Source organism: Microcoleus sp. Aus8_D2, assembly GCF_036702665.1.
Classification (GTDB): domain Bacteria; phylum Cyanobacteriota; class Cyanobacteriia; order Cyanobacteriales; family Microcoleaceae; genus Microcoleus.
This window is the reverse complement of sequence record NZ_JAUBUN010000082.1, coordinates 1-15143: the sequence shown is the minus strand read 5'-3', so window position 1 is coordinate 15143 and position 15143 is coordinate 1. Positions and strand designations below refer to the sequence as shown.

General features: G+C 48.5%; 11 protein-coding genes. 8 read left to right on the top strand and 3 right to left on the bottom strand.

Going from position 1 to position 15143, the window contains the following annotated elements; translation table 11 throughout:
- Positions 1-131: 131 nt before the first annotated feature.
- Positions 132-569: a secondary thiamine-phosphate synthase enzyme YjbQ gene (locus tag QUB64_RS32365; RefSeq protein WP_333278545.1), complete on the bottom strand. Its 438-nt coding sequence runs from the start codon at positions 567-569 to the stop codon at positions 132-134.
- Positions 570-1055: 486 nt separating this feature from the next.
- Entirely contained in the window at positions 1056-1271 is a 216-nt protein-coding gene (locus tag QUB64_RS32360) for a hypothetical protein (protein ID WP_333278543.1), read from the bottom strand.
- Positions 1272-1883: 612 nt separating this feature from the next.
- Between QUB64_RS32360 and QUB64_RS32355 the strand changes: the two genes are divergently transcribed.
- The 3 genes from QUB64_RS32355 (at position 1884) to ntrB (ending at position 6297) form a co-directional block, all read left to right on the top strand.
- Entirely contained in the window at positions 1884-3758 is a 1875-nt protein-coding gene (locus QUB64_RS32355; protein WP_442921738.1) for a ferredoxin--nitrite reductase, read from the top strand.
- A 181-nt stretch (positions 3759-3939) separates the two neighbouring features.
- Entirely contained in the window at positions 3940-5256 is a 1317-nt protein-coding gene (locus tag QUB64_RS32345) for a CmpA/NrtA family ABC transporter substrate-binding protein (protein WP_333278541.1), read from the top strand.
- Positions 5257-5427: 171 nt separating this feature from the next.
- Entirely contained in the window at positions 5428-6297 is an 870-nt protein-coding gene (gene ntrB, locus QUB64_RS32340; RefSeq protein ID WP_333278539.1) for a nitrate ABC transporter permease, read from the top strand.
- Positions 6298-6435: 138 nt separating this feature from the next.
- Here ntrB and QUB64_RS32335 read toward each other — a convergent pair whose 3' ends face one another.
- Positions 6436-6579 carry a hypothetical protein gene (locus tag QUB64_RS32335; RefSeq protein ID WP_333278537.1) on the bottom strand — a complete coding sequence of 48 codons (144 nt, stop codon included), beginning with the start codon at positions 6577-6579 and terminating at the stop codon, positions 6436-6438.
- A gap of 29 nt (positions 6580-6608) precedes the next feature.
- Here QUB64_RS32335 and QUB64_RS32330 point away from each other — a divergent pair, with 29 nt between their 5' ends.
- The 5 genes from QUB64_RS32330 (at position 6609) to QUB64_RS32310 (ending at position 15050) form a co-directional block, all read left to right on the top strand.
- Positions 6609-8639 (top strand): ABC transporter ATP-binding/substrate-binding protein, encoded by a 2031-nt coding sequence (locus tag QUB64_RS32330; protein WP_333278535.1) that lies wholly within the window; start codon positions 6609-6611, stop codon positions 8637-8639.
- Between the two features lie 104 nt (positions 8640-8743).
- Positions 8744-10663 (top strand): nitrate ABC transporter ATP-binding protein, encoded by a 1920-nt coding sequence (locus QUB64_RS32325; protein ID WP_333278533.1) that lies wholly within the window; start codon positions 8744-8746, stop codon positions 10661-10663.
- A 498-nt stretch (positions 10664-11161) separates the two neighbouring features.
- Positions 11162-13357: a molybdopterin oxidoreductase family protein gene (locus QUB64_RS32320; RefSeq protein WP_333278531.1), complete on the top strand. Its 2196-nt coding sequence runs from the start codon at positions 11162-11164 to the stop codon at positions 13355-13357.
- 590 nt (positions 13358-13947) lie between these two features.
- Positions 13948-14253: an RNA recognition motif domain-containing protein gene (locus QUB64_RS32315; RefSeq protein WP_293148182.1), complete on the top strand. Its 306-nt coding sequence runs from the start codon at positions 13948-13950 to the stop codon at positions 14251-14253.
- A gap of 335 nt (positions 14254-14588) precedes the next feature.
- Entirely contained in the window at positions 14589-15050 is a 462-nt protein-coding gene (locus QUB64_RS32310) for a phosphate-starvation-inducible PsiE family protein (protein ID WP_333278529.1), read from the top strand.
- The last annotated feature ends 93 nt before the right edge of the window (positions 15051-15143 follow it).

The following is a 15143-nucleotide window of genomic DNA, read 5'->3' as shown; positions in this document are numbered from 1 at the left end:
CCAATTACCAATTACCAATTACCAATTACCAATTACCAATTACCAATTACCAATTACCAATTACCAATTACCAATTAGCGGACATACCTCATCTGTTTGAGAAAGGCTATATAATTTTACCTACATTGATGCTATTCGCCCATAATTTGAATACTTACAGTTCTGTTTCGCGGCCCGTCTAAATCGAAAAATAAAACAGATTGCCAAGTCCCCAGTGCTAATTTACCTTCAGCCACTGGAATTATTTCGCTGGTACTGAGCGTCATGGCCATCAGGTGAGAATGAGCGTTGATCGGTTCGTCGGGCGGAACTATTCTTAAATGCAAGTCGTTGTGCAAATACTTGTCGCCGGGAGGCGCTAATTTTTGCAGGTATACTTTAATATCTGCTAGCAATCTTTCTTCATTTTCATTGATTGTTAAAGCTGTAGTGGTGTGTCGGGAAAATACTATGACTTGTCCATTTTTTACTGCACTTGCGTCCAGAAGCTGGACAATTTGGGGCGTGATGTTGTAAATGCCGATGCCTGATTCTGTGATTATTTCGATTGTTTGATTAATGATTTTCATAACTTCTATCTCATCTCCAGCCCTGTTCAATAATTATAATTACGTCTGTACGTCTGTAGTGAGGACTTCAGTCCTCCAAGTCCTCAAATGCCGATCGCCCAAAATTCTATCATTTCTCTCAACCCTTGCGACAAAGAAATTGTTGGGAAAGACTGAAACGTAGGGTTGTTTATTCAAGCCTTTAGGTACAGGTGCGTCGCTCGCTTGATTATCGATATGCTGGGTTAGGCATTTATCTCCGGCGACGCACCCGAAGACTGCGACTCAAATGCCGATCGCTGCAAAGTAAATCTAAAATCTAAAATCTAAAATCGACTGAGGGTGAGAGGCGATGGCTAACGCCTCGGCTGTCGCCTACGCACTTTTTAACAACAGTCAAGCAAATTCCTGCAATATATCACAGCAGGCATCGCCGTTTTCTTCTAACTCGGGCGGTAGTTTCTGCACTTGAAGCGCTGCATAAATCGATCGAATTTTTCAATGCTCTTAACATATCGTCGATATTTCGTTGACGATCTTGACTTTTCCCTTGAGCACGGAGCGCAGCAGGCGGTTGAGCGAATGTCTGTCTTGCTCGTCGAGAGAGTCATCCAAAACAGCGGCCATCAAGCCGTAGCGATCGGCTACAGTCAAACTGCCCGTATCGGTAACAGAAGCAAGTATTTCGGAAATAGCGCCGGGGATAAGTTGAACTAAAAACATAAGATGTTCCCTGAACTCGATACTTGTATCATCTCTCGTTCTCTAAAAATGAAGAGTGATGCTGGTATAGCAGAGAACGTGATGTTTTGAGGCTAACTGTGTGATAGCCACGGGTCTAATTTTGTGACGAGCAGCATTTTAAGTCTGCGATCGCCGTCACAAAATTATTTGAGAGCGGCCGATTTCCCCCTCCGGACTCCCAAATCTAAAGATTTGTAGAGATTTTTCAGCTTTGTAGGTCTCTTTACCCATGACTCATGTATAAAACGCATCGTCAGTATGCGAAAACATCATAAAGCTTAACATTTTGTAAAAATAGCTACGAATATTTACGGTGGTGCGCTTTACATTAGTTCATAACAAAGGTGCATCGAAACGCAGCGATCGATCGAACCATCGGTAGCAACTATAACCATACATAGTTTGGCGGCATTCGAGATAGCGCCTAGAAAAGCTCAAGTATACAAAAGACCAACCATGCTTAAACGAAATTCGATCTAGTAACTAAATATACAGTTTTAAATCCATACGCTCATTAAGGTTAGCAGGAAACACACACTTTATGCTCCAAGTCAATACCTCAGGGAATAAACCAGCAGCGAGGGTAAACCGATGACCCAAACAGTAGAACCCAAAGCCAGCTTGAACAAGTTTGAAAAACTCAAAGCCGAAAAAGATGGCTTAGCAGTCAAAGCCGAACTAGACCACTTCGCCCAAATCGGCTGGGAAGCAATGGACGAAACCGATCGCGAGCACCGCCTCAAATGGCTCGGTATCTTCTTTCGGCCAGTAACTCCGGGCAAATTCATGATGCGGCTGCGCTTGCCCAACGGGGTCATTACCAGCAATCAAACTAAAACCTTAGGAGACATATTACAACGCTACGGCTCCGACGGCAGCGCCGACATCACCACCAGACAAAACCTACAACTGCGCGGAATTCGCATCGAAGACGTGCCCGATATCTTCCGCCGCCTCAAGGAAGCGGGGATGACCAGCATTCAGTCTGGCATGGACAACGTGCGCAACATCACGGGTTCCCCAGTCGCGGGTTTGGACGCGGACGAACTAATAGATACGTGGGAATTGGCGAATCAAGTCCAAGACATGATTACCAACAGCGGCGAAGGCAACCCAGAGTTTTCAAATTTGCCGAGAAAGTTTAATATTGCGATCGCAGGTTGCCGCGATAACTCAGTCCACGCCGAAATCAACGACATCGCCTTCGTACCCGCTTATCAAGACGGCAACATCGGCTTTAACGTTTTAGTCGGTGGCTTCTTCTCCGCCAAACGTTGCGAAGCTGCGATTCCCCTCAACGTGTGGGCTAGTCCTAGCGATGTTGTGGATTTGTGCAGAGCAATTTTAACTGTGTATCGCGATCGAGGCCCGAGAGCAAACCGCCAAAAATCGCGCTTGATGTGGTTGATTGACGAACTCGGCATCGAACAATTCCGCGCCGAAGTCGAAAAAGAAGTAGGCCGCACTTTGCCCCCCGCCGCCCTCAAAGATGAAATCATCTGGGACAAACGCGACCACATCGGCATCTACGCCCAAAAACAATCAGGGCTCAACTATGTAGGGTTGCACGTTCCCGTCGGACGCTTGCAAGCAGCGGATTTGTACGATTTGGCCAGAATCGCTGAGGTTTACGGCAGCGGCGAACTCAGGCTTACCGTCGAAGAAAACGTGATTGTTCCCAACGTTCCCGACTCGCGGCTGGAATCGCTTGTCAAAGAACCGTTGTTGCAGCGTTTTTCGATCGACCCCGCACCCCTGATGCGCGCCTTGGTTTCCTGCACCGGCTCGAAGTTTTGCAACTTCGCCCTCATTGAAACCAAAGCCCGTTCTGTAGCAATGATTCGGGAACTGGAAGCCGAACTGTCCGTTCCCAAACCCGTCAGAATTCACTGGACTGGTTGCCCGAATTCCTGCGGTCAACCCCAAGTAGCGGACATCGGTTTGATGGGGACAAAAGTTCGCAAGAACGGCAAAACTCTCGAAGGTGTTGACATCTACATGGGAGGGACGGTTGGCAAAGATGCTCATTTGGGTACTTGCGTCCAAAAAAGCATTCCTTGCGAAGACCTCAAACCCGTGCTGCATCAACTGTTAATTGATAAGTTTGGGGCTGTTCCCAATCAATCTTCTGGGGATGTCGCTGCCCTGAACCGGCAACTGCAACTGACGGTTGAGAGGGATGAAACGGCTCTGATGGCGAAACCTCAGACATCTACTGTCATTTTTGCTCGATCGGGCAAAGAAGTTGCTTGCAGCGAAGATGAGTTCATTCTCGACGTTGCCGAAAGGGCTGGGCTTGAACTCGACAGCAGTTGTCGCTCGGGAACCTGCGGGACTTGCAAGCAGCAACTTTTAGAAGGCAAAACAGTCTACGACAGCCCACCCGACGCAGCCGCCGACTTAGAACCAGGGTTCATTTTAGCTTGCAGCGCACGGGCGATCGGCAAAGTGTCGATCGACGCTTAAGCTCACAATGTGAGATACCGCCAGGCCAACAGAATTATCTCATTGCGAACAGAATTATCTCATTGCGAATGATATTCTGTCATCGCGAACGAAATTATCTCATTCCGAAGGTCGTCAACCAATCTCACATTTGGTATCTCACATTTCGACTATCTCAAAGTACACCAACAATTCAAGACAAATGAGCAACCTTTCCAGAAGAAAATTCATCATCACCGCCGGAGCAACAGCAGCCGGCACCCTCCTCGCCCACGGTTGCAGTTCCGGTTCCAGCACTTCTAGCGCCACACCCAGCGGTGGCTCACCCAGCGCCGCCCCAGCAGTCAACATCAACCCCGCCGATGCCCCCGAAGTTACCACAGCCAAACTCGGATTCATCGCCCTCACCGACTCCGCACCCTTAATCATCGCCCAAGAAAAAGGGTTGTTTGCCAAGTACGGCATGAAAGACGTACAAATCCTCAAACAAGCATCTTGGCCAGTTACTCGCGACAACTTAGAACTCGGTTCTGAAAAAGGCGGGATTGACGGAGGTCACATCTTATCTCCCATGCCTTACCAAATGACATTAGGCACAATTACCAAAGGCAATCAACCAGTGCCGATGAACATTGTCGCCCGGTTAAATACTAACGGTCAGGGCATTTCCGTCAGCAAAAAATACCTAGATTTAAAAGTAGGTACAGACAGCAAACCACTCAAAGCAGCCCTCGCCAATCAAAAAATTGCTGTTACCTTTCCCGGCGGCACCCACGACCTTTGGATGCGCTATTGGTTAGCAGCCGGTGGCATCGATCCGAATACAGAAGTTTCCGTGATTCCAGTACCGCCACCTCAAATGGTAGCTAACATGAAATCCGGCAGCATGGAAGCCTTTTGCGTCGGCGAACCTTGGAATGCCCAGCTAGTTGCTCAAAAGGTCGGATACACAGCCTTAGTAACTGGAGAACTCTGGAAAGACCACCCAGAAAAAGCCTTAACTTTAAGAGCAGATTGGGTTGCCAAAAATCCTAAAGCTACTAAAGCAATCACAATGGCCGTACTGGAAGCCCAGCAGTGGTGCGACAAGCCAGAAAACAAAGACGAGATGTGCCAAATCATCTCTCAAGATAAGTGGTTGAAAGTACCAGTAGCAGATATTATCGGTCGTTCTAAAGGTCAAATTGACTACGGTACCGATCGGGTTGAAGCCGCTAGTTTAGTAGCGATGAAATTCTGGGCTGACAATGCTTCCTATCCCTACAAGAGCCACGATGCTTGGTTCATAACCGAAAATATTCGCTGGGGTTATATGCCGGCAACTACCGACATCAAAGCCACGGTTGATAAAGTTAACCGCGAAGATATTTGGAAAGCAGCAGCGACAGCACTTGGCGTTCCCGCAGCCCAAATTCCTGCTACCACTTCTCGCGGTGTCGAAACCTTCTTTGACGGCGTGAAGTTTGACCCAGAAAAACCAGAAGAATATCTGAAGGGTCTGACAATCAAGAAAGCATAATTAGTTGGTTGACTGTTAGCTGTTGACAGCCGACTGTTGACAGTTGACAAACTCTTAAAAATCCTGGTGTTGGGCGGAGTGAAACGGAGGTTCGTTCCACCATCCCAACCTCCTAAACTGCGTTCTCACCATCTACAAATAATCCATTATTCACAATACTGCACCCTAAAAATGGCCACAAACCTCGCTGTTTCAAAAAGCAAAAATCCAGTGAATTTCATCCTGGATATGGTTCAAAAGAACCGCAAAAAAATTATCCGCCCGCTAGTCGCGATCGCAGTTTTGCTAGTAGTTTGGCAAATCCTCTGCCACGACTCCGCATCCGCCTTACCAGGCCCGATCAAAGCTGTTCAAGAAAGCTGGAATCTGATTATCAATCCGTTCTTCGACAACGGCGGCACTGACAAAGGTTTATTTTGGCAACTGGCGGCCAGCTTGCAGCGGGTAGCGATCGGCTTTACTCTAGCAGCAGTTCTCGGCATTGGTTTAGGAATATTAATCGGTACAAACTCTTTAATGTTCGATGCTTTAGACCCGCTGTTTCAAGTATTCAGAACTATCCCCCCTCTAGCTTGGCTGCCGATTTCGTTGGCCGTATTTCAACAGTTCAATCCCTTTGAAGGCTTGGGGATGAAAGCTAACGAAGTTTCAGCGCTTTTTGTAATCTTGATTACAGCAATCTGGCCGATTCTGATTAACACCACAGTCGGCGTTCAACAAATACCTCAAGACTACAGAAACGTCGCCCGAGTCTTGCGCCTCCCCAACCAAAAATACTTCTGGAAAATCTTGCTACCGTCTTCGGTTCCTTACATCTTCACAGGATTGAGAATTGGTATCGGTTTGTCTTGGCTGGCGATCGTAGCTGCGGAAATGTTAGTCGGCGGTGTCGGTATCGGCTTCTTCATCTGGGACGCTTATAACAGTTCTCGACTCAGCGCCGTGATTCTGGCAGTGCTTTATGTAGGGATTGTCGGTTTGATTTTAGACAGACTCGTTGGTTTCATCGCTTCCAAAGTTGTTCCTGAAGAACAAAAATAGGATTTGGGAATGGGGCATCGGGCATCGGGCATCGGGCATCGGGCATCGGGCATCGGGCATCGGGCATCGGTAATCGGTAATGATGGCGAGCGACAAGCAGCTAAAAATTAGTTTTAGTCAACTACCAATGCCCAATGCTCAATGCCCCATGCCCCATGCCCAATGCCCAATGCCCTGTTTGCCCTGTTTGCCCTGTTTGCCCTGTTTGCCCTGTTTGCCCTGTTTGCCCTGTTTGCCCCATGCCCAATGCCCAATGCCCAATGCCCAATTAATAATCAGCATCTACAAAATACAAATTAACCCAAAAAATCATGTCAATTATTATTGAAGTAGACCACGTAGACCGCGTATTCAACTTGCCCAATGGCGAGCAATACATCGCTCTCAAAAATATCGAACTTAAAATTAAAAAGGGAGAATTCATCACCTTAATCGGACACTCCGGGTGCGGCAAATCTACCCTGTTAAATATCATCGCCGGACTCGACACAGCAAGTCAGGGCGGGATTACTCTAGAAGGTCGCGAAGTTCGCGATCCAGGCCCCGATCGCATGGTGGTATTTCAAAATTACTCGCTGCTACCTTGGCTGACAGTTCGCGAAAATATTGCTCTAGCAGTTGATGAAATTTACAGCGGTAATTCTCAAGAAGATCGCGATTTGGTAATCGAATACCACATTAAATTGGTGGGACTCGGGGCAGCAGCTAACAAACGTCCGGGCGAAATTTCTGGGGGGATGAAACAAAGAGTTGCGATCGCCCGTGCCCTCGCTATCCGCCCGAAATTGCTCCTACTAGACGAACCCTTCGGCGCCCTCGATGCTTTAACTCGCGGCGGTTTGCAAGATCAGTTGATGAACATTTGCGAGGAAAGCAAAGTCACCAGCGTGATGGTAACTCACGACGTGGATGAAGCTTTGTTGCTGAGCGATCGGATTGTAATGCTCACCAACGGCCCGGAAGCGCAAATCGGACAAATTCTCGAAGTGAACATTCCCCGCCCCCGCAAGCGCATGGAAGTGGTCAACCATCCGAGTTACTACGCCCTGCGTAACGAAATGGTTTACTTCCTCAACCAGCAAAAACGGGTGAAACAGCGCCGGGCGAAACAACAAGCGCCAGCCGTGATTATCGCCCGCAACGGTCTGGAAAAAGTCAACCTCGACATCGGCTTTGTTCCCCTCACCGACTGCGCGCCCTTAGTCGTAGCCAAAGAAAAAGGATTCTTCAAAGCCCACGGCTTAGAAGAAGTCACCCTCGTGCGCGAACCTAGCTGGAAAGAAATTGCTAAAGGTATCGGCCAAGGACGGCTGGACGCGGCGCAAATGGTCGCAGGAATGCCGATCGCCATGCTGTTGGGCTTGGACGGCGCAGCCCCCGTTCCCGTCAACAGCGCCTTAACCCTGTCCCGCAACGGTAACTCGATTATCTTCGGGAAACACCTTTATGACCAAGGCATTCGGACATTAAAGGATTTCAAAGCTGCGATCGCCAAGACCCCCGACAAGGTACATACCTTGGGCATGGTACACTCCGCCTCCATGCACAATCTGCTGTTCCGCTACTGGCTGGCTGCCGGCGGCATTGACCCCGACCGGGATGTGGCCTTGACCATGATTCCGCCCCCGCAGATGGTATCGAATTTAAAAGCAGGGAACATTGACGGCTATTGCGCCGGCGACCCCTGGAACTCCAAAGCAGTCAACGACGGTACGGGTTTTGCCATGGCCCGTTCCCTGGATATTCTGCCCGGACACATCGAAAAAGTTCTCGGCGTTAGCGAAGATTGGGCTCAGAAATATCCTAAAACCCACGTCGCCCTCGTCAAAGCGCTTTTGGAAGCCTGCGAATACTGCGACGATCGCCGCAACCGCGAAGAAATTCTAGAATTGATTTGCCAAGAACAATACATCGGCGCCAATCCAAAAGACATCCGTCCGGGATTCCTCGACCCGTACAACTCCGGTACGGAGGCACAACCCGAAATGCTCTACAATTTCAACCAGTTCTATGTTGACCAAACCAATTGTCCAGACCGCCTAGAAATGGTGTGGGTGATGGCGCAGATGGCCCGCTGGGGACTGATTCCGTTCCCGAAAAACTGGGTGGAAGTGGTCGATCGAGTTTTGCGGCCCGATGTCTTCGGTCAAGCAGTACGCGAGTTGGGTTTACCGGATATAGCTAGAGCTCGCCGCAGCATCAACTTGTTTGACGGTACTGTCTTTAATGCCGACGACCCGATCGACTATCTTCACAAAGTCAAAATCAAGGGCGACCTCCGCATTGAAGAAATCTTAATTGAACAAATAGGCAGTCAGTGTTCCATCAGACAGCCAGCATAACCAGCAAATAGGAAGAGGGAGTCAAGAGCAAGGAATCAGGAAACAAGACTCCACATTTCCCGCTTCCTAATTTCAAAATTCCCAATTCTAAATCCTAAATTCTCATGTCTAATCCCCCAAACCCCAAACCCAATCCTGAAAAAATGCAGACTCTCAAAACGCCCAAAGCAACCAAGATTAAAACGAACAAACCAGGGTTTTTGACTATTAAAGATGTATCGAAAGTCTACCCAAACCTTAAAGAACCCGAAAAACCTTTTGTCATTCTCGACGGTGTAAACCTGACGATTAATGAAGGGGAATTTATTTGTTTGATCGGTCACTCCGGCTGCGGAAAATCAACCTTGCTGAACATGATCGCGGGATTCAACGGCCCGACAACCGGAGAAGTTGCTCTCGCAGGTTCGCGGATTACTGAACCGGGCCCCGATCGCATGGTGGTGTTTCAAAACTACTCGCTACTACCTTGGCTGACTGCTACTGAAAACATCCACCTCGGTGTTGAAACTGTTTACGGGGATAAGTCCGCAGAGGAACACGATAAGATCGTCCAGGATCACTTGGAATTAGTGGGGCTGACGGAAGCTTGCAATAAAAGACCAGGCCAATTGTCTGGGGGGATGAAACAGCGGGTGGCGATCGCCCGCGCCCTCGCAACTCGCCCCAAACTGTTGATTTTGGACGAACCCTTCGGAGCTCTAGACCCGATTACCAGGGAAGAGTTGCAGGAAGAATTGCTCAAAATCTGGCGCGAGTACAAAATTACGATCGTCATGATTACTCACGATATTGATGAAGCTTTGTTTTTAGCCGATCGCATCGTGATGATGACCAACGGCCCGGCGGCTTCGATCGGCGAAGATATGCACATTCCCTTCAGCCGTCCCCGCAACCGCACGCGGATTATGGAAGACCCGAAATATTACGAACTCCGCAACTTTGCTTTAGAATTCCTGTTCTCTCGCTACGCGCACCACGAAGAGGATACAACAGAGTCGGAGATCGCACCCGTCGTCCTGCCATTACCAGCTAGCAAAAAGCCTGGGGCCACTGCTGACAAGCCCATGCCACCGGTATCCTTTGTGCCTCACGCTGCACAACCCCTAGAAGCCTCGCCAATCAAAGGCGGCGTCCTGGCAGTCTCGTGGTTGGTAGCAATGGCAACTTTAGCTGCCGTCAATGTATCTTCTGTTTCCAGCCAACTCAAGCAAGCGAAACTAGCAGAAACTGCACCTGCGCCGACTGCGGCGGCAGTTGTGAGTTCTCCCCCCAGTCCTGCACCAATTGCAGCAGCAAGTCCTCCAATTGGTGCAGCAACTCCTGCACCAATCGCTACTGGTAGCCCTGCACCAATTGCAGCAACTCCTGCACCAATCGCTACTGGTAGCCCTGCACCAATTGCAGCAACTCCTGCACCGATCGCTACTGGTAGCCCTGCACCAATTGCAGCAACTCCTGCACCAATTGCAGCAACTCCTGCACCGATCGCTACTGGTAGCCCTGCACCCATTGCAGCAACTCCTGCACCAATTGCAGCAACTCCTGCACCAATTGCAGCAACTCCTGCACCAATTGCAGCAACTCCTGCACCGATCGCTACTGGTAGCCCTGCCCTAATTGCAGCAACTCCTGCACCGATCGCTACTGGTAGCCCTGCACCGATTGCTACAGGCAGCCCTGCAACCACGCCCAAAGCAACCAGTGGCACTTCAGGGATTTCTGACAAAGCTGAACTTGATGCGATCGGAAACCAGTTGTATGCACAAATTGACGAAAATTGGAAGACAACTCCGACATTTACCGAAAGTTTGACTTATCGGGTCAAAGTGAAACAAAACGGCGATATCCTACAGTTCGAGCCCACAAATAAAGCAGCTAAAGATTTCGTCAAAGAAACTCCTCTGCCGGTTTTGCAAATTCCTGCAAGTCCCACTACAGGCGCTCAAAAAACTGCTGAATTCCAAGTAACTTTTAGCCCCACCAGCGGCGGTGGCGGCGTATTAGAAGTTAAAACAGCGAAGTAGGCAACTTATACCATTTTCGATTAAGACTGATATCCTCTTCGGTGAATTACCCGTAATAAAAAGGTTTGTAGTGAGGACTAAAGTCCTGAGAAAGAAGGACTAAAGTCCTCACTACAAACCAATCTGTTTGTAGTGAGGACTAAAGTCCTGAGAAAGAAGGACTAAAGTCCTCACTACAAACCAATCTGCCCGCTGTTTGAGTCCTGCCAAGATTCCTCCTAGGCCCCCAATCTCTTGAGGGGACAAGAGTTAGCTCTCAATTACTTCTGTTTGAGGGGATTGGGAAGCGGGGAAAGTTAGCTACAATTGAAACCGATCGCAAATTTCAGTTAAGATAGCGGTTAATTTTAAATCAGGGTATTTTCCGCTTATGTAAAGCATTTGTGCGGTAATTTAGTAATTATTGATACATTATTGGCAGGATCCCTCCGTTCCGACTATAATGACAAATTACCAATTATCCATGAGCTTTCAAAAATTAGCATCTAAAATCACCAGATGGAAACTATAAAAACTCTTTGCCCTTACTGCGGTGTAGGTTGCGGTCTAGAAGTTGTTCCCGATACCAAACAAACTTGGAAAGTCCGGGGCGATCGCAATCACCCATCGAGTCAGGGCATGGTTTGTATCAAGGGAGCAACGGTAACAGAGTCCATTCGCAGCGATCGGTTACTGTATCCGATGATGCGAGATACTCTCGACGAACCGTTCCGTCGCGCTAGCTGGGACGAAGCTCTCGATGCCATTGTTAACCGCATCCAAACAATTCGCAGCGCCAGCGGCCCCGACGCTATCTGCGTTTACGGTTCAGGTCAATTCGCTACAGAAGATTATTATGTTGCTCAGAAACTGATGAAAGGTTGTCTGGGCACTAATAATTTTGATGCGAATTCTCGCTTGTGTATGTCTTCAGCGGTTTCCGGATACGTTCAAAGTTTTGGTGCGGATGGGCCGCCTTGCTGTTACGACGATTTAGAATTAACAGATTGCGCTTTTATTATTGGCAGCAACACAGCGGAATGCCATCCAATTGTATTCAACCGATTAGCAAAGTACCACAAAAAGCATCCCAATGTCAAGATGGTTGTGGTAGATCCGAGGCGGACTCCGACTGCTGAAGCCGCCGATTTGCACTTAGCAATTAAACCGGGGACGGATATAGATTTGCTCAACGGAATTGCATATTTGCTGTTGCGCTCTCAAGCAATAGATCCTGAGTTTATTCAAGAATGCACAGCGAATTTTTCAGCTTTTGCTGAAGTTGTCAGCAGCTACACGCCGGAGTTTGTAGCCGCGCGCTGCGGCATTACTGTCAGCGACTTAGAAACGGCCGCCAACTATTGGGAACAGTCGCAACGGGTTTTATCGCTGTGGTCGATGGGCATCAACCAGTCCTCCGAAGGCACGGCAAAGGTACGATCGCTAATTAATTTGCACTTGATGACCGGTCAAATCGGCAAACCGGGATGCGGCCCGTTTTCCCTCACGGGCCAGCCCAACGCGATGGGAGGCCGGGAAGCGGGCGGACTGTCTAACTTACTCCCCGGCTATCGCTTTGTGAAAAATGCCGAACACAGAACCCAAGTCGAGGAGTTTTGGGGAATCGCACCGGGAAGCATTTCCCCGAATCCGGGCCGCAGTGCTTGGGATATGATTACCGGTTTGGAAACCGGGGATGTTGAGTTGCTGTGGATTGCAGCCACCAATCCGGTGGTGAGTATGCCGGATTTGGAACGGACAAAAGCTGCTTTGCTGCGATCGCCCTTTACCGTTTATCAAGAAGCCTACTATCCCACGGAAACCTCAGCCTACGCCCACATCCTGCTGCCGGCAACCCAGTGGAGCGAAAAAACCGGAGTGATGACAAATTCCGAACGCCGCGTAACGTTTTGTCCCGGTTTCGATGCACCATCCGGGGAAGCGCGCGACGACTGGAAGATTTTCGCTGAAGTCGGCCGCCGGTTGGGTTTTGCCCAACACTTTGCTTTCGACAGCAGCGCTGACGTATACAAAGAGTACGTGCAGTTGACTGGGGGCAGGCCTTGCGATGTGACAGGCCTCAACCACGAGTATTTGCGCCAGATGGGCCCCCAGCAGTGGCCTTGCCCGGAAAACGAGCCTCCGCATCCAGCGAACGAAGCGAAACGGCTGTATACTGACAGGCGTTTTCACACTCCCGACGCGCGGGCGAGATTTTCGGCCTATCACTCCCGGGGACTGGCAGAACCTCCCGATCCGAACTATCCGTTTGTGTTAACCACGGGAAGAGTTTACGGACACTGGCACACGATGACGCGCACGGGTAGAACTGACAAAATCAATCAATTGTACCCCGAGCCGTTTTTGGAAATTCACCCCCGCGATGCTGCTAAATTGCAGATTAAGGAGGGCGATTTGCTAGAAGTTCGATCGCGCCGCGGTAAGGCACAGTTTCCGGCAAAAGTCACCAAGGCGATCGCCCCTGGTACGCTATTTGTACCGATGCACTGGGGTTCTCTGTGGGCAGAAAGTGCTGAAGCCAATGCCATGACTCATGCCGCAAGCTGTCCAGATTCCAAACAGCCCGAGTTAAAAGCTTGTGCAGTGCAGTTGGTGCTGGTTGGGGCAGAAGTTGCGGCGGAAGTTGTCGCAGAAGTTGCCGCAGAAGTTGAGGAATTTAATTGGGCAAAATCCACCGTCACCGTCTCGAATTAAGCTAGCGTCGAACTATACCTTGGTTTCTTGTCACAGACTTACGTAAAATCCTAGTTTTTTTGTCAAGAAACCCAGTTTTTTAGCTATGGCTGAGGCACAATCGCAGGGTACTCTACAGGAATCAAAGCCTTTGTCAGTGAATTTGAGATTTTCCATTTTTCGATTTGAGATTTACTCTACAGATAAATCACCGGAGTCCGAACTCGATCGTTGCCCGCTCGCGCAGTCGTTGGGTCTAAATTTTGGGAGCATCCACGACGATTGTACGTGGCACGGTACCTGTTTTTGGGCGGGGCGATCAAAGAATTCTCAGCCATTACGCACCCGACAAGCTGCGTTCTCCGGCAGAGTTCGCGAATAAAGAAAATTAAATTTATTTTTATGAGTTTTTCCTGCTTTATTCGGGGTTTTTCCTGATTCCTGATTCCTGATTCCTTGTTTTTTGTCGATCGAGCGGCGAGCGAAAATTGCAGTCTGCACGTATAGGTGCTATGATCGATTTACAAGGCTTTATTTTCGGCAGTACAGTTCGTTCGATCGGCGTTCCTCCGGATTTAAATCTCTACAACCTCGATTCTGGAGAATGTTCAATGTCTATCTATGTCGGCAATTTATCCTACGAAGTAACGCAGGAGCACCTCAACCAAACTTTTGGAGAGTACGGAACAGTAAAGCGCGTTCAATTGCCTGCTGACCGGGAAACAGGTCGGATGCGGGGCTTCGCTTTCGTAGAAATGTCTACTGAAGCAGAAGAAGCCGCAGCCATTGAGGCTCTTGACGGTGCTGAGTGGATGGGTCGCGACCTCAAGGTCAATAAGGCAAAACCCCGCGAAGAGCGCGGTTCTTCCAACAGCGGTAACTGGGGCAACAACGACCGCTCTTCTCGCCGCTACTAAACCACCCAAGCTAAATTTTTAGCTGGCTCGTGTGTTGGACAGGGCGATCGCAGATTCAACAATCCTTCTCTGTTGAGAATAGATAGTTAGTTGTGCGATCGTACCGGGTCTTAAATTCCTCAAACTATTGCTAGGCAACAGTTTGAGTTTTTTTTATGGCAAAATATTTATTGAATGTTGACTAAATCATGGGATGTCCGGTAAATTAACCGCAATAAAAGTAGGGGCTGGTTTCACCAACGATCTATAATTCAGACAAACAATCTATATAAACCCGCCCCCACCACGGGACAGAAGTTGATTGCGGGTAATTCAACGGACAGGAGATCACGGGTATGCTCAAAAAAATATTTAGGCAAATTTCTAAGTTTGGCAGCGATGAAGACTTTCTGCATTTTGCAGAAAGTGTAGAAGTCATAATATCGAAAATTCTATCACTGGCGATGATTTTGGTAATTATCGTCAGCGTTTGCGATTTGATAATTTATTTAGCCAAAGAATTATTTGACGACCACGAAAATTTTTTATTAAAAGATACATTGTTTGTCATATTTGGGTTGTTTTTAAATGTTTTAATTGCTCTGGAAATTTTAGAAAATATTACCGCTTATCTAAAAAAGCACGTAATTCAAGTAGAGCTAGTTATTGTAACTTCTTTGATAGCAGTATCTCGAAAAATCATCATTCTTGACCTAGAAAAGAAAACCGCAGCCGACTTGATTGGTTTGGCGACGGCAATTTTTGCCCTTTCCATCAGTTACTTGATGGTGCGGTACTCAAATAAAGCAAAAGATTAATATCGGTCATTAGTCCTTGGTCATTTTACCCGCTCGCGAAGTCGAAGGGTGGTCATTTTACCCGCTCGCGAAGTCGAAGGGTGGTCATTTTAC

Excerpts from the sequence above, each read along its gene's own strand:
- QUB64_RS32365 (WP_333278545.1), bottom strand. The coding sequence starts at position 569 with ATGAAAATCATTAATCAAACAATCGAAATAATCACAGAATCAGGCATC.
- QUB64_RS32360 (WP_333278543.1), bottom strand. The coding sequence starts at position 1,271 with ATGTTTTTAGTTCAACTTATCCCCGGCGCTATTTCCGAAATACTTGCT.
- QUB64_RS32355 (WP_442921738.1), top strand. The coding sequence starts at position 1,884 with ATGACCCAAACAGTAGAACCCAAAGCCAGCTTGAACAAGTTTGAAAAA.
- QUB64_RS32345 (WP_333278541.1), top strand. The coding sequence starts at position 3,940 with ATGAGCAACCTTTCCAGAAGAAAATTCATCATCACCGCCGGAGCAACA.
- ntrB (WP_333278539.1), top strand. The coding sequence starts at position 5,428 with ATGGCCACAAACCTCGCTGTTTCAAAAAGCAAAAATCCAGTGAATTTC.
- QUB64_RS32335 (WP_333278537.1), bottom strand. The coding sequence starts at position 6,579 with ATGCTGATTATTAATTGGGCATTGGGCATTGGGCATTGGGCATGGGGC.
- QUB64_RS32330 (WP_333278535.1), top strand. The coding sequence starts at position 6,609 with ATGTCAATTATTATTGAAGTAGACCACGTAGACCGCGTATTCAACTTG.
- QUB64_RS32325 (WP_333278533.1), top strand. The coding sequence starts at position 8,744 with ATGTCTAATCCCCCAAACCCCAAACCCAATCCTGAAAAAATGCAGACT.
- QUB64_RS32320 (WP_333278531.1), top strand. The coding sequence starts at position 11,162 with ATGGAAACTATAAAAACTCTTTGCCCTTACTGCGGTGTAGGTTGCGGT.
- QUB64_RS32315 (WP_293148182.1), top strand. The coding sequence starts at position 13,948 with ATGTCTATCTATGTCGGCAATTTATCCTACGAAGTAACGCAGGAGCAC.
- QUB64_RS32310 (WP_333278529.1), top strand. The coding sequence starts at position 14,589 with ATGCTCAAAAAAATATTTAGGCAAATTTCTAAGTTTGGCAGCGATGAA.